Raw genomic sequence first — 19,550 nt, forward strand, 5'->3', positions numbered from 1 at the left:
ACCGGTTCGCTTCCGGCGTTCATCGGCCGAGCCGGGTGCGCAGCACCTGGCCGATCTGGGCCAGCGACGCGGGTTTCGTCATCGCTCCGTGCGCTGCCCGCACGTCGTGCACCTCGATCCGGCCGGACACAAGGGTGCGCCACGCCTGCGGATCGGGCGGGGCGCCGGGCCATCCCTGTGCGGCGCGAAAGAACAAGACGTCGCCGTCGAACATTTCCGGCCGGTGCGACCGCGCCAGCGAAACGCTCGCCGTGAGCACTTCGCTCATCGCCGACAGGAGCGTTTCGCTGAGATCCGCGATCCCGCGTGCTCGCAGCATCTCCGCGACCGCCGCCGGCCGAAGCGGCCCTTCGGGCACCGCGTCGAGACCGAAGTATTCGACGAGAAGCGCCCGCAGGCCCTGATCCGGGGCCGCCGGTTCGCCGAGCGGAATTTGTCCGGGTGGATAGGAGTCCAGCATCGCCACCAGCGACACCTCCTCCCCCAGTCCGCGCAGCCCGACGGCGACGGCATGGGCCAACTGGCCGCCGAGCGACCAGCCCAGCAGGTCGTACGGTCCTTTCGGCTGCACAGCACGGATCTGCGCGAGATAGTCGGCGGCCACGTCTTCGATCGTCGCGTCGATCCGGCCGGGGTCGGTCAGGCCACGGGCCTGAAGCCCGTACATCGGCCGGTCGACGGGGAGGTAGCGGAGCAGACCCACGTAGCACCAGCTGAATCCACTGGCCGGAGGCAGGCAGAACAGCGGCCTCCCGACGCCGGCTCGCAGCGGGAGCAGCACGTCGAGGGACCCTTCCGCGGCAGCGGTTCCCAGCCGCGCGGCGAATGCGGCGGGAGTCGGCGCGGCGAACAACATCCGTACTGTCGGCCGGTAGCCGAGCACTGTTCGCACACGGGCTACGAACCGGGTGGCCAGCAGTGAATGGCCGCCCAGCGCGAAGAAGTCATCCTGCGTGCCGACCGACGGGAGCTGGAGCACTTCGGCGAACAATTCGCAGATCACCTGCTCGGCGGGAGTAGCGGGCGGCGACGCTTCCGGTGAGGCTTCCGGCACCGGCAGAGCGCGTCGGTCGAGTTTCCCGTTCGGCGTCGTGGGCAGCCGGTCGAGGGAGACGAAGTCGTTCGGCACCAACGCGCGGGGCAGCACTTCGGCGGCGTGCGCGCGCAGGCCCGCCGCTTTCGCGGTGCCGACGATGTACCCGACCAGCGCCGGTCCGGCACCGGGCCGGGCGCGCACCGCGACCGCCGCGCGCTCGACGCCGGGATGACGCGCCAGCGCGGCCTCGACCTCGCCCGGCTCGATCCGCACGCCCCGCACCTTGAGCTGATCGTCCGCCCGCCCCAGATGCTCCAGCGCGCCGTCCCGGCGCCGCCGGACCCGGTCCCCGGTCCGGTACATCCGCTCGCCCGGCGGGCCGAACGGATCCGCGACAAACCGCGCGGCAGTCGCTCCCGGCCGTTCCGCGTAGCCCCGGCCGACGCCGATCCCGCTGTGGTACAGGTCTCCGGCCACCCCGATCGGCACCGGCCGCAGAGCCCCGTCCAGCACGTACGCCCGGGTGTTCCACAGCGGACGGCCGACCGGCCGGTCGTCTTCGGTGCAGAAGACGAACAGGCTGTCGCCGCTGACCTCCGTGCAGCCGTAAAGGTTGACCAGCCTGGCATCGGGGCTCGCGGCCGCGAGCCGAGCGGGCAACTCCGCGGGCATGGGCTCGCCGCTGCTGCCCACCAGGCGCAGCGTCGCCAGCCGGTGGTCTCCGCCCGCCTCGTCCAGCAACGCCAGCAACACCGTGGGCACCGCGGTGAGGACGCTCGACCGGCTCGCCGCGATCAGGTCCGCCAGCGCCGCCATGTCCCGCGCCGTCTCCTCGTCGGCCAGTACGACGCGTCCGCCGTGCGCCAGCGGGCGAAGCAGCTCAAGCGGGCCGTCGACGAAGCTGATCGAGGTCCGCGCGCACACGACGCCGTCGCCGTCGGACGGACGCAGATCGCGATACCACGACACCTGGTTGACCAGCCCGCCCTGAGTGCCGATCACCGCCTTGGGCAGGCCGGTCGAGCCGGACGTGTAGAGCACCGACGCGGCCGACTCCGCGGTGCGACCGCCCGGCAGTTCGGCGGGCGCGAGGTTGCCGGCGGGGAACCCGGTCAGCACGACGTCCCGCAGGTCCACCACCGGCGCCTCGGTCGCCGGGATCCCGTCCGCGTCGGTCAGCACGAGCACCGGCCGGGCGTCCCCGATCAGGTAAGCGATCCGTTCGGCCGGGTAAGCGGTGTCGACCGGCAGGTAGGCCGCGCCAGCTTTGAGCACGGCGATCAGCGCCACCACCAGATCCGCCGACCGGCTCAGCGCCAGTGCGACGGTCCGCTCGGGACCGGCCCCGCGGGCCACCAGCAACCGGGCCAGCTGATTCGCCCGCGCGTTCACCTCGGCATAGGTCAGCTCCAGCGGTCCGGCGAGCACCGCGACGCGGTCCGGATGGCGGGCGCGGCGATCCTCGATCAGCTCGGCGACAGTGGCGGCCGGGAGGTCCCGCCCCGTCGCGTTGCCCGTCTCCAGCCACGTTCGCGACCGCGGTCCCAGCGGGTCGAGGCTGCCGAGCAGGCGGCCGGGATCCGCCGCGAGGGTCTCGAAAACCGATTCGAGCGCGGCGAGCATCGTCTCCGCGGCGTCCCGGCCGACCGCGTCCGCCTGATAGTCCAGCCGCAGCCGCAGCCGTTCGCCGGGGATCGCGGCCAGCATCAGCGGGTAATGCGAGGCGTCCAGCCCGCGCACCCCGGCGACCCGGACGCCGCCGAAGTCCTCGGCGTCCAGCGGCTCGACCGGATAGTTCTCGAACACGACGATCGTGTCGAACAATTCGTCCAGCCCGGCGCGGGCCTGGATCTCGGCGAGCGGCACATGCTGGAACGGCGTCATCTCGAGCTGGCGGTCCCGCACCGTCCGCGCGACGGCCCACGCCGGCGCGTCCGGGCGCAGGCGAAGCCGGACCGGGACGGTGTTGACGAACAGCCCGACCATCTGCTCGACGTCCGGCAGGTCCGGCGGCCGCCCCGTCGTCACCGTGCCGAAGACCACGTCGTCCCGGCCGGTCGACCGGCCCAGCACGATGCCCCACGCTGCCTGCACGACATCGGCGAGGGTCACGCCGCGGGCGCGTCCCCTGCGGAGCAGCGCCGCGGTGGTGCCCGCGGACAGTTCCGCGACGGCCTGCCGGGGCAGCGTGGGCTGGTTCCGGGCGTGCCGCGGCAAACCCACCAGCGTCGGCTCGTCCAGGTCCGACAGCTCCGCCTGCCACGCCGCGCGCGCGGCCTCCCGGTCCTGGCCCGCCAGCCACCGCAGGTATTCGCGGTACGGCAGGGCGGCGGGCAATCCGGAAACGTCTCCGGCGGTCCGGTACAGCTGCAGCAGTTCCCGCACGAGGACCGGAAGCGACCATCCGTCCAGCAGGATGTGGTGACCGGTGAGCACCAGTTCGCTGCGCTCGGGGCCCAGCCGCGCGAGCAGCAGCCGCAGCAACGGAGGCTCGGACAGAACGAAGCGGGATTCCCTTTCCGCGGCCAGCTGTCCGGCCAGCTCCGCTTGATCGGCGACGTCGACCTCGCGCACCGGAACCGCGACTTCGCGCGGGACGATCTGCACCGGGCGCTCGACATGCTCCACCACGAACGCGGCGCCGACGTGCCGATGCCGGGACAGCAGCGCGTTGACCGCGGCGCGCAGCACGTCCCGGTCCAGTCTGCCGGTCAGCTCCACCACGAGCTGGGTGACGTAGACGTCGGGGCCGTCTTCGTTGTACAGGGTGTGGAAGAAGAGGCCCTCCTGCAACGGGGACAGCGGAAGCACATCGGCGATCCCGGATGCCGTCATGGCCGCCGCCAAGCGTTCTCGAGGCGTTCGATCTGGCATTGGTCCAGTTCGACCAGCGCCAGATCGGACGGAGTGAAGCCGCCGGCGTCGTCCCCGAGCGCGGCCATGGCGACGAGAGCCGCGAGCCACGAGCCGGCCAAGGCGCCGACCGTCGCTTCCGGCACGAGCGCGCTGGGCCAGGTCCAGGTCGCGCGCAGCAGCGGCCCCTCCGGACGCTCTTCGACGATCGTGTCCAGGGCCAGCCCGTGCTGGAGGGGCAGCTCGGGGCCGGCACCGCCGCCGAAGGATCCGGCGTCCGGGGCTGTCGACCAATCCTTGTTCTGCCCCAGCGAGAACCGGCCGAGATTGTTGAAAGCGATCCGCGGCCGCCGTCCGGCCAGCTGCGGCGCGGTCTCCGGATTCAGGTACCGCAGCAAACCGTAACCGAGGCCGTCGCCCGGAGTGCGGCGCAGCTGTTGCTTCACGTGTTTGATCGCGGTGCCGAGCGCCGGGCCTCCCTGCCGCACCGCGCCCGCGTCGATGCCCCCGAGGTCCGCGTGCACGGGGTGCGCGCTGGTGAACCAGCCGACTGTGCGGGAGGTGTCGACGTCCGCCAGATCGGTTCGGCCGTGCCCTTCGACGTCGATGACCGGACAGTCGCCTCGCCACTGGGCGACCGCGAGCACCAGCGCGGTGAGCAGCAGGTCGTCGATTCCGCAATGGAACTTCGCCGGCACCTCCGCGAGCAGCCGCGCGGTGTGGTCACTGGCCAGCGTGACCGTCAACCGGTCCGTCGTCGCCGTGGTGTCCCGGCCGGGAACCGGCACGAGATCGGCGGGTTCCGGATGCGAAAGAACCTGCCGCCAGTACGGCAATTCGCCGACTCGGCGCGGTTGGCGTGCCTCGGCGGTCAGGGTCTTCGCCCAACGCCGGAACGACGTTCGCGGCGGGAGCAGCAGCGGCGACCGGCCCGTGGCCGCCGCGGCGGCCGCGTCGCCGAGGTCGTCCAGAAGAACCCGCCACGACACGCCGTCGACCGCGAGATGGTGTATCGCGACGAACAGGCGTCCCTGCGCTGTCTCGCCGGCATCGAACCAGACCGGAACCACGACCCGGCCCGCGTCGGGATCAAGTTTCCGCACCGCACGCGAGGACTCGGCCGCGACGACATCGGCCAGTGCGCCGGAGGTCAGTCCCGCGACCTCCACCCGGCGCAGCTCGACCGGCACTCCCGCCGGCTCGACCTCGAGCGACCATTCGGCGCCGCGGACGGTTCGCCGCAGCCGCAGGGCGTCGTGAGTGTCCACGACGACCCGCAGCACGGACTCCAGCGTGTCCCGGCCGAGCCCGGACGGCGTCACCACGAGCATCGATTGGTGAAAGCCCGCGCTGGGCCCTCCGAGCTCCCGAAGCCAGTGCATGACCGGGGTGAGCGGCAGTTCGCCGATGCCGTCGTCGGGCTCGGCGGGCGATTCTTCGCTCGCCTGCCTGGCCGTCAGCGCGAGTCCGGCGACCGTTCCGTGCCGGAAGACGTCGCGCGGGGCGAACTCCACTCCCGCCTTGCGCGCGCGGCTGCTGAGGCGAATCGCGCCAATGCTGTCCCCGCCGAGATCGAAGAAGTTGTCGTCGATGCTCAGCGATGGCACGCCGAGCACGTCCGAGAAGAGACCGGTCAGCGCCTCCTCCAGCGGGGTCCGCGGCGCGCGCCCGTCCGCCAGCTGCGCGAAATCCGGCTCAGGGAGCTGAGCTCGGTCCAGTTTCCCGTTGGGAGACAACGGAAGCGCCTCGATCACCAGTACCGTGCCGGGCACCATGTGGGCGGGCAGCCGATCCGCCGCGAAGGCGCGGATCGCGGCCGGGTCCAGTGCCTCGCCCGCACCGGGAACGACGTAGCCGACAAGGTGCGCGCCGCCTGTGCCCCGGTGCACCGTCGCGGCCGAACCCGCCGTGCCCGGGCAGTCCTGAAGCACCGCCTCGACCTCGCCCAGTTCGACCCGGTAGCCGCGGACTTTGACCTGCTCGTCGGACCGGCCCACGAACTCCAGCTCGCCGTCCGGACGCAGCCGCGCGAGGTCGCCCGTGCGGTACATGCGGGAGCCGGCGGGACCGATCGGGTCGGCCACGAACCGCTCCGCGGTGGCGGCGGGAAGATCGCGGTAGCCCCGGGCGACACCGGCGCCGGCGAGATAAAGCTCCGCGGCGACGCCGGTCGGCACCGGGCGCAGCCGCTGATCGAGCACATAGGTCCGCACGCCGTGCAGCGGCTTGCCGATCGGCGGCGGGCCGTCGGTCAGCGGGCCCGCGGCCGTCGCGGCGATCGTCGCCTCGGTCGGGCCGTAGGCGTTGAACATCCGGCACCGCCCGCTCCATTCCCGCACGAGACGCGGCGGGCACGGCTCGCCGCCGACGATGATCGTCGTGCCGTCCGGGATGGCGTCCGCCGGGAAAGCCGCGAGCAAGGAGGGCGGCACCGGGACGTGCGTGACGGCATGCTCGGCGATCAGCGGCACCAGGTCGCGCCCCGCGTTCCAGCCGCCCGCGGGCGACAGGACGACCCGCCCGCCCGCGAGAAGCGTGACGACGATTTCCCAGTACGACGTGTCGAAACTCGGCGACGTGGAGTGGAGCAGGACCGTGTCCGGCCCGAGCAGGCCCAGCTGGGTCCGGGACCCGGCGAGCAGGTTGAGCACGCCGCGATGCGGCACCAGCACCCCTTTGGGGCGTCCGGTCGAACCGGAGGTGTACATCAGATACGCGGGGTGGTCCGGACGCAGCGCCGAACGTCGTTCAGCGTCGGCGACATTGTCCGCCCGCACGTCTCCGGGATTCTCCTCGACGAGCAGTACCGGGCAGTCGCCTGGAGCCGGCGTGCTCGTCGAGGAGTCGCGCACGACGAGGATCGGCTTCGCGTCGTTCAGCATGCTGGCGACGCGATGGGCCGGATAGTCCGGATCCACCGGCAGATAGACCGCGCCCGCTTTGCTGATCGCGAGCAGGGTTTCGACCAGCGCCAGACCGCGGCGCAACTGCACGGCGACCACGGTTTCCGGCCCGGCGCCATGACCGGCCAGCACGCGAGCGAGGCGGTTCGCGGCGGCATTGAGCTCCGAGAAGGTCCGCTGTTGCGCACCGGCGACGAGAGCCACGGCGTCCGGCGTTTCCGCTGCCCGCTCTTCGAATGCGCTCGCGACAGTGCCGCTCGTGCCGTGGTCGGCACCGGCCTGGTCCGCCGCGGTCAAAGCCGCCCGCTCACCCGGAGTCAGCACGTCCAGGGCATCGAGCGCGATGTCAGGTCCGCCGGCCACCTGCCCGAGGATGCCCAGGAGCCGGGACGAGAAGGCGGCGATCGTCTCCTTCTCGAAAATCGCGGTGTTGAATTCCAGATGGCACTCGATCTCGCCCTCCCCGCGTCCGCCGCGCGGCCGATCGGTGACCGACAGCGAGAGGTCGAACCGCGACACTCCGAAAGGGACGAAGCTCGACCGCACGGCCAGACCCGGCAGATCGATTTCGGCGCCGTCATCGCGGTCCATCGTGATCATCACGTTGAACAGCGGCTGATAGGTGCCGGAGCGATGCGGGCTGAGGTGTTCCACGAGCAATTCGAAAGGCAGGTCTTGATTCCCGTAGGCGGCCAGTCCGGTCTTTCGGACCCGGCCGAGCAGTTCGCGAAATTCCGGATTGCCGGCGGTATCGGTCCGCAGGACGATCGTGTTCATGAAGAACCCGACCAGATCGTCCGCCCGTTCGTCCGCGCGGCTGGCGATCGGAGTGCCGAGCGGGAGGTCAGTGCCCGCGCCGAGCCGCGTCAGCAATGCGGAGAGGCCCGCCTGCATCACCATGAACAGGGTCGTGCCGGTGTCCTTGGCCAGGGCGAGAAGCCGCTTGCGCAGGGCGGCGTCGATTCCGAAGGAATGCACCTCCCCCTCGTAAGCCGGCACCACCGGTCGCGAACGGTCCACCGGCAATTCCAGCTGCGCGGGCGCTCCGGAAAGGGCGTCACGCCAGTAGTCCAGCTGGCGATGCGCGATGCTGTGCGGATCGGTCACCTCACCGAGACGCTCCGCTTGCCAACGCGTGTATTCGCGATAGGTAAGGGGAAGCTCCGCCCATTTCGGCGAAGTGCCGTCCAGGCGCGCGTCGTACGCCGTGCCGAGGTCGGCGAGAAGCGGGCGAAAGGACCATCCGTCGGCGGCGATATGGTGCAGGAGAAGAAGCAGAGTATGCGATTCCGGCCCAGTCGTGAACAATTCCGCTCGCAGCGGCAGCTCGGCTTCCAGGTCGAACGGAAGCCGGGCGGCGTGCGCGAGCCGGGCGTCGAGGTCGGCCGCCGCTGTTTCGTGGTGCCGGAACTCGATTCGCTCGGCTGAGGCGAGCTCTTGGAAGGGATCGCCGTCCCTTTCCGCCACGATCGTGCGGAGTGTTTCGTGCCGGTCGGCGACATCGCGGATCGCGGATCGCAGCGCCGGGACGTCGAGCCTGCCTTCGAGGTGCAAGGCCAGCGGGATGTTGTAAGTCCGGCTGGGGCCGTGGAAGCGGTGGTGGAACCACAATTGGCGCTGCCCGAAGGACAACGGCGCCGGTTCCGGGCCCGGCGGCGGTTGATCGGGGACGCCGTCGATCAACCGTGCCAAACCCGCCGGCGTCGGCCAATCGAACAGGTCCTGGATCGTGATCTCCAGCCCCAGCCGTGCCCGCGCGCGCATGATCAACCTGGTGGCGCGCAACGAATGCCCGCCGAGGTCGAAGAAATCGTCGTCGACGCCCACCGACGGCAACTCGAGCACCTCGGCGAACACCTCGCACAGCCCGCGCTCCGACGACGTGCTCGGAGCCTCGCCCTTCGGCGCGTACTCGCCGGCCGGGGCGCGCAGGGCCCTGCGGTCGATCTTTCCGTACGGGGTCAGCGGAAGCTTGTCCGTCGCGACGAACCGATCCGGCAGCAGGTGCGGTTCCAGCCTGCTCTTGGCGAAGGTTTTCACCGTCTTCGCGTCCCCGCGGTCCGGAGCGAGCACGACGTAGGCGACAAGCAGGTCTTCGTGCGCGGCGACCGCGACGTGCACCACATCCGGGTGGCTGCCGATCACCGACTCGACCTCGTTCGGTTCGATCCGGTAGCCGCGCACCTTGACCTGGTCGTCGGTGCGGCCGAGGAAGTCCAGCTGGCCGTCGTCGCGCCAGCGGGCGAGATCGCCGGTTCGGTACATGCGCTCGCCGGGCGACCCGAAGGGGCACGCGACGAAGCGTTGCGCGGTGAGACCGAACTGCTGCAGGTAGCCCCGGGCGACGCCGGTGCCCGCGAGGTAGAGGTCGCCGACGGTGCCGGGAGGAACCGGGCGCAGTGCATCGTCGAGCACGTACCCCGTCGTCCCGGCGATCGGGCTGCCGATCGGCGGCCGCTCCGCGCCGGCGAGCGCTCGGCTCATCGTCGCGCACACCGTGCTCTCCGTCGGACCGTACGCGTTGATCATCAGGCGACCGGGTGCCCAGCGCTCCGCCGTCGAGCCGGTAACCGTGTCGCCGACGACTACGAGCGTGGTCACCGACGGCAGCTCGGTCTCCTTCATGACCGACAGCGCGGAGGGCGGCACCGTCAAGTGGGTGGTGCCGGTGCGGGCGGCCAATTTGACCAGCTCCGGGCCAGGCGTGAGTTGCTCCGCCGGGGCGACCACCAAGGTCGCGCCGGCGAACAGGCTCATCGCGACCTCCGCCATGGGCGAGTCGAAGTTCGTGGACGCGAACTGCAGCACCTGGGACCGAGTGTCGACTTTCAGCGGCTCCACATGCGACAAGACCAGGTTCGCCAGGCCCTGATGGGTGACGACCACGCCCTTGGGCACCCCGGTCGTGCCGGAGGTATAGATCACGTACGCGGGATGCGCGGGCAGGCAAGGCGGGACGGCCGGGACTTCGCCGGCCGGGTCGCCGCCCGCCAGGTCATCGACGACCACGGTCGGCAGCCAGTCGAATTCCGAGCCGGGCACCGCGATGTCCCGGGCGCGCACCAGCAGCCGGGGCCTGGCCTGGCTCAGCACCGCCTCGATGCGCTCGGCCGGATAGGTGTGGTCGACCGGCAAGTACGCCGCTCCAGCGCGCCACACCGCGAGCATCGCCGTGATCAGGGCGCGGCCACGCGGGAAACTCAGCGCGACGATCGACTCCGGGCCCGCGCCCCGCCGGAGCAGCTCGGCGGCCAGCCCTTCGGCGTCGGCCGCCAACCGGCGGTAAGAGACCTGCTCCCCGGGGCAGGCCAAAGCAATGGATTCAGGGTGTGCCGCAACCTGTTCCGCGAACAGCTCCCAAGCGGTCTTGAGGTCCTGCGGTGCGCCCGCATTGACGCTGTTCGAACCTGTCACTTCGCGTTCCATCCAAGCCTCCTGATGTCAGCCGCACTCGCGTCTCCCGCAGCACCTTCGAGCAGCAAGGCGCCGACCTTTTTCGCGACGTCTTTTCCCATCTGCTGAAGGATCGCGGCCAGCCGGTTCGCGATCGATGCCGCCGCGTCGGCATCGAAAATGTGGCTCTGGTAGTGCACGATGGCGCGCAACGGACTCTCCGAATCCGCATAGACCACGAGCGACAACGGATAGTGATTCGGCGTGAAGGCACGGATGCCGGTCACGCTGACGCCGGCGCTTTCCCCCTCTTGCGCGATCCCGGCCCGATCGAGCGGGAACGATTCAAAGGAAACCATGGTGTCGAACAAGGTCCGCCTGCGAGTCAGTTGCTGAAGCTCGCTCAACCCGTGGTGCTGATAACTCACCAATGCGGCCTGCCGAGCCTGCAGCGCGACGATCAAACCGCCGACGGTGCGCTCCGGGGAGCAGTCCACGCGCACGGGGACCGTATTGAGCAGCATGCCCACCACTGTTTCGATGCCGGGAACCGGCGACGACCGGCCCGAAACCGCCGCGCCGAAGATAATGTCCGCACGGCCGGTCAACTGCGAAAGCAGCATGCCCCAAGCGGCCTGGAAGACAGTATTGGCGGTGACGCCCAGATCAGCGGCGGCCGAGACGAGCGCACGCGAGTCGGCGGCGTCGAGCGGCACGTGCGCCTTTCGGATGGTGTCGGTGCCGCCGGGACGTCCCGCCGCGTCGCCGACCAGCGTCGGCTGCCCGCCGTCCAGTTCGCGCTTCCAGGCTTGTTCGGCCTCGATCTTGTCCTGTTTCGCGTACCAGGCCAGGAAATCCCGCTGATTTCCGGCCCTGGGCAGTCCGGCAGGCGCCGAACCGTAGAGCAGCAAGAGATCTCGCACCAGAACCGGCACCGACCACCCGTCGAGAATCGCGTGATGCACGGTCAGGACGAGTTCGGATTCGCCTTCCGACATCCGGATCAGGGTCATTCGCACCATCGGCGGCGTGCCGAGAGCGAACCGATCGCGCAGATCCTCCGCGAGGAAACGCTCGAATAGCCGATCCCTTTCGGCCGCGTCGAGGGCGGACAGATCCCTCGTTTCCCATGGCAGCGCCGCCGACTCGAGCACCAGCTGAAACAGCTCGCCGCGGCTGTCCGGGGCGAAGGTCGTCCGCAATCCGGCGTGCCGGTCCTGCAGCGCCTGTGCCGCGGCCCGCATCCGCCCGGGGTCGAGGTCGCCCGTCAGGCGCAAAACGTACTGCATCTGATAGGCGTCGGCGCCGGAATTGCTGTGCAGGCTGTGAAACAGCAACCCCGCCTGCAACGGCAGCAGCGGCCACACCTCGGCGAGACCCGGATGTTCGTGCGCCCACTGGTCCAGATCGTCCTGCGCGACCGGAGCCAGCGGCACGTCGGACGGAGTCAACGAGGAGGCCGCCGCCCTCGCGTGCCGGGCCAGCCCCGTCCACGCGGCCGTCAGGAGACCGGCCAGTGCGGTCAGCTCGTCCTGGGACAGCAGGCCGCTCGGCGCCGCCAGCACAGCCTGCAGCCGTTCCCCCTCCGGACCGGCTTTGAGCAACGCAGTGACTTCCAGGCTCGCCGAAGCGGGCATTTTCGGGTCCTGCGCGGCATCCAGCACGGTCAGCGCGGGCACTTCGACTTGGCTCCAGGCTCCGGAGTCCGTCGGCGCGAAGCGCCCCAGATAGTTGAAGCAGATCTCGCCGAGAGGCGGGCCGTCGAGTTCGGCGGCGGTGTCGGGGTTGAAATGCCTGAGCAATCCATAGCCGAGACCCTTGTCGGGAATCGACCGGAACAGTTCCTTGGTGAGCTTGACTGCCTTGCCTGCTGCGGCACCGCCGTCGAATGCGTCTTCGAGGTCGGCTCCGGCGAGATCGAGCCGGATCGGAAACACCGTGGTGAACCAACCCACGGTCCGGGACAGCTCCGCGCCGGGAACAGCTTCCTCCTCCCGGCCATGCCCCTCGACATGAAGCAGCAGAGAGCTTTCGTCCATTCCCTTGTCGCTTCGCCACTTCGCCAAGGCGAGAGCCAGACCGGCGGTCAAGCCGTCCATGACCTCCGCACGGAATGCCGTCGGCACCGCGGTGAGCAGCGACTCGGCGACCGCCGCCGGCAACGAAATCGAGGTCCGGACAACGGTTTCCAGCGTATCGACGTCCGGATCCAGCGACCGCGTTCCGAGCGACGAGGACGGACCCGCCAAGATCGACTGCCAGAGCGGCAACTCCGCCGCGCGCCGCGAACTGCGTGCTTCTTCGGCAAGGGCGCGCGCCCAGACGCCTGGTGAAGTCCCGGCCTTCGGCAGTTCGGGCCGGCGTCCCTCGCGAACGGCTGCCCACGCGTCCTCGAGGTCGGCCAGCAGGATGCGCCAGGACACGCCATCGATCACCAAGTGGTGCAACGCGATCAGCAGTCTTCCCGGGTCGCCGTCGTACCAGACGAACCGGGCGACGTCACCGGTAGCCGGGTTCAGTCCGGCCGCGACCCGTTCCAGTTCCTGCCGCACGCTGGCCTGCCACTCAGCGCCCCACTGGCCGGTCCACTCGACCCGGTCCAGTGCAGGCTCCGCAGTCCCCCGCGGCGCCAGGACGATCTCGTCGGCCGTCAGACGCATCCGAAACATGTCGTGATGCTCGAGAACAGCTCGCAATGTCGCAGTCAGCGTCGTGCTGTCGATCCCCTCCGGCAACTGCACGACCATCGCTTGCAGGAACCGGTCGAAGCCCGCTCCCCAGCCCCGGATCCATTGCGCGACCGGCAGAAGCGGGAACGAGCCCGCACTGCCGTGCTCGAGTTCCGGCGGGCGAGGCGCGGCCCCGGAGGCCGATCGCGATGCCACCAGAGCGGCGAGCGCCGCGGCCGTTCGCTTCTCGAAGATCTCCCTGGCACTGACCTCGACGCCGTGCCGCCTTGCCCGGGAGACGACCTGAATCGACTGGATGCTGTCGCCGCCGATGGCGAAGAAGTCGTCGTCGATGCCGACCTGGCCTAACCCGAGCACTTCCGCGAAATGCGCGGCGAAGCTCTCTTCGATTTCATTGCGCGCCGCCCGGTACTCCGTGCGGCGGGGCGCGGGCTGAGGAAGCGCGGACAGGTCCGGCTTGCCGTTCAGCGTGAGTGGTATCCGGTCCACCGTGACAAAAGAGGCGGGGACAAAAGGGGCGGGAAGCCTGCTCAGGACGAGCTGGCGCAATTCGCTGTGCACGAATTCGGAATCCAGCGCGATGGACCCGTAATCGCGGCTCGTCGAGAGGCCGGTCTCCGCGGCGGGCACGACATAGGCGACAAGTTGCTTGCCCCGCGGCAGGTCGAGCGAAGTCACCAGTGCGTCCGCGACCCCCGGATGGCCGGTCAGCACCGCCTCGACCTCGTGCGGTTCGATCCGGACGCCGTGGATCTTCATCTGCGAATCGGCTCTGCCGTGGAACATCAGCTCGCCGCCCGCCGTCCACGAGGCCAGATCGCCGGTGCGGTACATCCGTTCGCCCGCACCGCCGAACGGATTCGCGACGAACCGTTCCGCCGTCAGCTTCGGGCGGCTCAGATAGCCGCGTCCCAATGCCGGTCCGGCGACGTAGAGCTCGCCGATCGAACCGGGCGGGACCTGAGCGAGCCGTCCGTCCAGCACCTGAATCGACGCCTTCTCGACCGGACGGCCGATCGTGGGCATTTTCCCGGTGACGGCCAGCGGACCGCTCATGCTGGCGCAGACTGTGGTCTCCGACGGACCGTAGGCGTTGATCATCGTGCGTCCGGGCGCCCAGGTCCCCACGAGATCGGGGTTGGTCGTCTCGCCGGCGACGATCAGGCATCGCAGGCCCGGTACCCATTCCGGACGCAGCGGGACGACGACCGAGGGCGTCAGCGCGACATGGGTCACCCCGTTCCGGTCGATCGTGCCGGCCAGCGGGCGGCCCGGCTCGAGTTCCTCCTTCTTCGCCAGCACCAGCGTCGCGCCGGACAGCAGCGTGGCGAACAGCTCCCACACCGAGGTGTCGAACGCGGGCGACGAGGCTTGCAGGACCCGGCTGCCCGGCGCTATCCGAAGATGGCCGCGTGCCTGCGCGACGAGCGCCTCCATGCCGGAATGGGTAACCGCCACGCCTTTCGGCTGCCCGGTCGAACCTGAGGTGTAGATGACATACGCCGACTGCGCGGACCTGACCTCGGGCAGCCGCACAGCACCGGCTCGAAGCTCGGGCAGCTCTTGTACAGGCAGCTCCTGTATGGGCACTGCCAGTTCAGGCAGCTTCGCCTTGGTCGCACAGTCCGTCAACACCGTTGCGCAGCCGGAATCGGACACGATGAAGCTGATGCGTTCTGCTGGGTAGTCCGCGTCGAGCGGCAGGTAGGTCGCCCCGGCCTGGACCACGCCGAGTACCGCGGCGACCCAGTCGGGGGAGCGTTCCGCTGCGACCGCGACGACCGATTCCGCGGCCGCGCCTGCCTGGACAAGGGCCCGCGCGACCCGGTTCGCGGCGGCGCCCAGTTCACGGTAGGTGAGCTTCCGCCGGCCGAGTTCGACCGCGACGGCCTCCGGAGTTTCGCGCACCCAGCGCCGGAACAGGACCGGGATAGACGGACCGCCAGCTGCGCCACGGCTCGCCGGTCTCAAGGTCGCCTCCCCGCGCGGCCGGGCCAAGCCACGCCGCATTCCATCACCGACAGCTCAGCGCCCGGCATCTCGTGCACGCCTTCGAGCCGAAACCCGGCCGCACCCAGCAGTTCGCTCCAGCCGGATCGGGTTCTTTCCCTGCCTCCGCAGGCTGACAACATGAGGAGATCGTTCAGGCGCCCGGACCGGTCTCCGGTCTCGGCCAGCACCCGGTCCACGATCAGCAGGCGCGGGGCCGCGTCGCGACAGGCGGCCAGGATGTCGACAGCGCGTTCGTCCGGCCAGTTGTGCAGCACCGCGGCCAGTACAGCGACATCCCCCCGGGGAAGTTCGTCGGTCAGCATGTCCGCGCCTCGCAGGCGCACCCGGTCCGACAGCAGCGGATGCTCCGGAAGTGCGGACAGCGCCACCACTTCGGGCAGGTCCACCAAGACCGCGTGCAGCCCGGGGCGCAAACCGAGCAGCAGCTCCAGCAGGGCGCCGGTGCCGCCGCCGACATCGACTATCAGCCCGGTGCCGGGCCACACCGGCAGTTCCAGCAACGGCTCGTACATTTCGTGCGCGCGGCTGTGCATCTGGCGATGGAACGCGGCGAGCTTTTCGGGCGTGTCCGTGATCCGCTCGAACACGGGAGCGCCGAACACCTCCGGATAGCAGGGTTCGCCGGTGCGGACACTGTGCATGAAGCCGGTCCACAGGGCGAACATGTCGTTGTCGGCGAACTCCGCCCGCAGGCTTCCCGGCGTGTCAGTCGCCAGGAGCGTGCCCGCGGGAAGAAGCCGCCACTCGTCCCCCGGCCCCGGCGCCACCACGTCCAGCGTCGCCGCGGCCCGCAGGATCCGGTCCAGTACCGGTACCGGTGCACCGACGAGTTCGGACAGCTGGACGGCGGACCGCGGCGTGGCCAGGTGATCGGCCACCCCGAGGACGGCCAGGGCGTGCAGCACCCGCCCGGGAGCCGGGTCGGCCAGCGAACGCAGCCTGCGCGCCTCCGAAGGAGCGAGAACCACCGCGCGCGCCCGCTCTTCCGCCTCGGCCAGCTTGCGTTCCGCGGCATCGCCGAGCGTACCGGCGAAGATCCGCCGATAGTGCCCGAGCAACCGGAGGGCTTCGTCCCCAGGAATGTCCGAAGCGGCCAGGAAGGCCAAATCCGTGGGTGCCATATGCCGCGCGCCGAGCAGCGGCACCGGGCTCGCCAACGGGTGAAATTCCGAATTGTGCAGGCCTGCCGCGGCATTGCCGGGGAAGAACTCCCCGAGCATGAGCCCGGACTCGACAAAGCTCGACTTCAATTCGCGCTGGACACTTTGCACCAGGCCGATCAGCTCGTCGTCCGGAATGCCGTAGGGCACTACGACGACGCTTCGGCGGGCTGCTTCGGCCGACTCGTCGCCAGCGAGTTCTTCGCGCACGCTAACCAGAATCCGGTCCAGCTCGGCCCGGCCTGCGGTCGCGTCCCACTGCCGCAGCTCCACTCGCCCGTTCCGCAATGCGTTGCGCATGAACGGACAGACATCGCCCGGCCTGCCGAGATCGGGGTGCGGCGCGGCGACAAAGCTCTCCATCCACTCCAGCGCCTGGCCGGCCCGGTCAGCCGCGGATTTCCCGGACTCACCGGGTTCATGCGAACAACGGAATTTTCTGTCCTGCACGTCAGGAACTCCCAGACTTTTCGCGCGGAGTGCGCGTCGTATCGGGCGAATCACCATTCGAGCCGGAAAGGCCTTCCGGATCCGGTAAGCCGGCCAAGACCGGCTTCCGCTCGAGCAGCGACAGCAAGGGACCCGTCATCATCGTCGTCACGACCGCCGTTACGACCAGCGCGACGAAGATCGGCGCGGTGAGCAGCCCCGCACTGTATCCGACCTTGAGGACGACGAGTTCGGTCAGACCCCGGGTGTTCATCAAGGTCCCGACCTTCGCGGCCGTCCGGTTCGATTCTCCGGCCAGCCTGGCGCCGAGGTAGCTTCCGCCGCCCTTGCCGAGGACGGCCATCAGCACCGCGACGGCAATGAGCGCCCAAGGCAGAGAACCGATCCCCGATGAGAACACGGTCAGGCCGGTCACCACGAAGAACACCGGAATCAGCGCTTTTCCCACTCTGGTCACCGCGGTGACCACCTTCGCCCACGCAGCATCGTGCGGCACCGCGAGCCCGACCAGCACGGCGCCGAAGATCGCTGTCAGGCCAAGCCGTTCGACCGCGATCGCGACCCCGACCGCGAGCGTCCCGAGCCCGGCAGCGGTGACCATCGGCCAGCGTCCGCAAAGGACACTCGCGGCCCGGCTGCGCAATGCGTACCGCACCGCCAAGGCGGCCAGCGCACCGCCGCCGAGCACCGCGACAGCCTGGAGGAAGCCGTCTATCCGGCCAGAACCGAGCCCGACCGCGACCGACAGCAGCAACCAGCCCGCGACGTCGATGACCACCGCGGCCGTCATCGACAGCCGTCCCTCCGCCGTTTCGCTGATGCCCCGGTCGGCGAGGATCCTGGCCAGGACCGGCACCGCGGTGATCGACAGCGCTACCGCGCACATCAGCACGAACGCAGGCAGCGGCGCGCTGCCGCGCACCTGTCCGTCCTCGACGAAGATGACCCAGCACGCGAACAGCACTCCCGACAGCAGCGCGGGCACGAACCCACCAGCGACGACCCATCCCGTTGTACGCCAGGAGAATTGCTGTCCGCCGAGACGAAGCTTGTGCGCGAGCCCGACAAGGAACAGGACCAGACCCGCCTCGGCAAACAGCGACAGGATCTTGCTGACCTCGGCGGGCAGGACCGTCGCGAACGACGCCTGGCCCAGCAGCGCGACAGCGACGGGACCGGCGAGCAGGCCCGCCACGATCTCGCCGATCACCTCCGGCTGGCGCAGCCGTCGCGCCGCGGTCCGGCCCAGCCAGCCGATCGCGAGGACGACGACCAGCGCCGCGAGCACGTGCGAAGTCCGGAGCACGGCCTCGATACCGGTCATGCGCGCAGCTCGGCGAGGTACTCGTACTGGCTCGGCAACGTGTCCACCAGGAACTTTGCCTTGTCCCGGATCGCGGCGAACTCCTTGCGCGCGGCCGTTTCGTCGGAAATGTTCAACGCGGGAGAAGGACGCAGCGGTATGCCGCCGGTCCCGAGAAGGACGCACATGTACGAGTACGGCGGCAACCCGTGGTAGTACGGGAACACGTTCTCCGAATCCGGCAACTGCACCTGCCACCGTTCGATGCGCTCGGCCAGCGCGTCGGGCATGGCGCGGGTCTTCGTGTCCTTCCAGTACCGCGTGTCGTCGCGGGCCGCGCCTTTGTAGTGCACGACAAGGAATTCCCGCACGCCGTCCATCACGTTGGCGACGGCGGAGTTGTACCGCTCTCGCAGCCTCGGATGCCAGTCAGCCGCCGGGAAGTGCTTCACCAGCTGCTCGATCGCGTGGTGGATCAAGAAAATCCCGGTGGACTCCAGCGGCTCGACGAATCCGCTGGACAGTCCGACGGCGACGCAGTTGTTCTTCCACGACTGCTCGCTGCGGCCGATCCGCATCCGGATGTGGTTGGCCTCGACCTCGGCCGCCCTCGGGCCGGCGAACTCGCGCAGAGTGCGTTCGGCTTCCTCCGGCTCGCAATAGTCCTTGGCGTACACATAACCCGTGCCGATCCGGCCGATCAGCGGGATCGTCCAGATCCAGCCCGCCTTCTGCGCGGTCGCGGTGGTGCACGGCCGGAAGCCTGCCTTTTCCGTGTCCAGCGGCACTTGCAGGGCTACCGCGCTGTCGTTGGGCAGGGTGTCCTGATAGGACACGAACGGGACGTCGAGCGCCTGGTTCAGCAGAACGCCGCGGAACCCGGTGCAGTCGACGAACAGGTCGCCGTGGATCTGTCCGTGTTCCTTCGTGACGACGTGGTCGATCCAGCCCCGTTCGTCGAGCCGCACGTGCCGCACCTCGTCGACGATGCGCCGGACTCCCCGGTCGATCGAATACCCGGCGAGATACTCGGCCAGCAGCGCCGCCTCGAAGTGGTAGGCGTACGGGAACTGGGTTTTGCCCTGGTGCTCGGACATCGTCAGCCCGGCGGGTTCCCCGGCCCCCTCCGCGAAATCCTGATCCAGCAGCGAGCCGTCCAGCCGCCGCGGGCTGCGTCCGTTGTCGCATAAGGACGCCATCACGAAGCAGTCCTTGTCGAAGCGTTCGCTCGGTCCGTTCCGCAGCCACCAATCCGTCAGCGGGAACCCGCCTGCCGAGCGCAGCTGCTCGAACGGATGGTAGAAGTGATGGCCCGGCCCGCGCCAGTCCTCGAACCGGACAGCGAGCTTGTAGGTGGCGTTGCACGCCGGCATCCAGTCTTCTTCCTTGAGGTCGAGAAACTCGAAGAAGTGCCGGATATCGCTGAAAGTCGCCTCGCCGACCCCGATAGTGCCGATCTTCCCGGATTCGACGAGGGTCACCGACAACCGGTCGCCGAACGCAGCCTTCAGGTACGAGGCGGTCATCCACCCGGCGGTGCCGCCGCCGACAATGACCACCCGGTCAGGGTTCTTCGCACTCACATCAGCACCTCAGTTCACGTGGTCGGCCGTCCCGCGCTCCTGGTTCGCGCGCCCACCGCGACAATGACGTTCAAAGGAAAACTGGAAGGGACATTCGAAGGCGGCCGTACGCTCGCCTGACTGTCTCACGGACCGGCGCCTGCCTGCGCCAGATCGGACTTTACAG

At 69.6% G+C, this 19,550-nt stretch carries 6 protein-coding genes; all 6 read right to left on the bottom strand.

The features are described 5' to 3' along the window. Positions 1-19: 19 nt before the first annotated feature. A complete protein-coding gene (locus ABD793_RS31130; protein WP_344866483.1) occupies positions 20-3,871 on the bottom strand; it encodes an amino acid adenylation domain-containing protein in 3,852 nt (1,283 codons plus the stop codon). Beyond that, positions 3,868-10,218, bottom strand: a complete 6,351-nt coding sequence (locus tag ABD793_RS31135; protein ID WP_344866485.1) for an amino acid adenylation domain-containing protein — start codon at positions 10,216-10,218, stop codon at positions 3,868-3,870. Before ABD793_RS31135 ends, ABD793_RS31130 begins: the two co-directional genes overlap by 4 nt. After that, positions 10,203-14,873, bottom strand: a complete 4,671-nt coding sequence (locus tag ABD793_RS31140; RefSeq protein WP_344866487.1) for an amino acid adenylation domain-containing protein — start codon at positions 14,871-14,873, stop codon at positions 10,203-10,205. Before ABD793_RS31140 ends, ABD793_RS31135 begins: the two co-directional genes overlap by 16 nt. Continuing rightward, complete coding sequence (locus ABD793_RS31145) at positions 14,843-16,411, bottom strand: DUF6875 domain-containing protein (RefSeq protein WP_344866490.1); 1,569 nt, start codon at positions 16,409-16,411, stop codon at positions 14,843-14,845. Before ABD793_RS31145 ends, ABD793_RS31140 begins: the two co-directional genes overlap by 31 nt. Positions 16,412-16,499: 88 nt before the next feature. Beyond that, positions 16,500-17,822 carry a cation:proton antiporter gene (locus ABD793_RS31150; RefSeq protein ID WP_344866491.1) on the bottom strand — a complete coding sequence of 441 codons (1,323 nt, stop codon included), beginning with the start codon at positions 17,820-17,822 and terminating at the stop codon, positions 16,500-16,502. Further along, entirely contained in the window at positions 17,819-19,384 is a 1,566-nt protein-coding gene (locus ABD793_RS31155; protein ID WP_344866493.1) for a tryptophan halogenase family protein, read from the bottom strand. Before ABD793_RS31155 ends, ABD793_RS31150 begins: the two co-directional genes overlap by 4 nt. Between the last annotated feature and the right edge of the window lie 166 nt (positions 19,385-19,550).

Source organism: Amycolatopsis ultiminotia, from assembly GCF_039536925.1.
GTDB classification, from domain to species: Bacteria; Actinomycetota; Actinomycetes; order Mycobacteriales; family Pseudonocardiaceae; genus Amycolatopsis; species Amycolatopsis ultiminotia.

What these genes read in the sequence shown, in the direction of transcription:
- ABD793_RS31130 (WP_344866483.1), bottom strand. Translation starts at nt 3,871, where the DNA reads ATGACGGCATCCGGGATCGCCGATGTGCTTCCGCTGTCCCCGTTGCAG.
- ABD793_RS31135 (WP_344866485.1), bottom strand. Translation starts at nt 10,218, where the DNA reads ATGGAACGCGAAGTGACAGGTTCGAACAGCGTCAATGCGGGCGCACCG.
- ABD793_RS31150 (WP_344866491.1), bottom strand. Translation starts at nt 17,822, where the DNA reads ATGACCGGTATCGAGGCCGTGCTCCGGACTTCGCACGTGCTCGCGGCG.
- ABD793_RS31145 (WP_344866490.1), bottom strand. Translation starts at nt 16,411, where the DNA reads ATGGAGAGCTTTGTCGCCGCGCCGCACCCCGATCTCGGCAGGCCGGGC.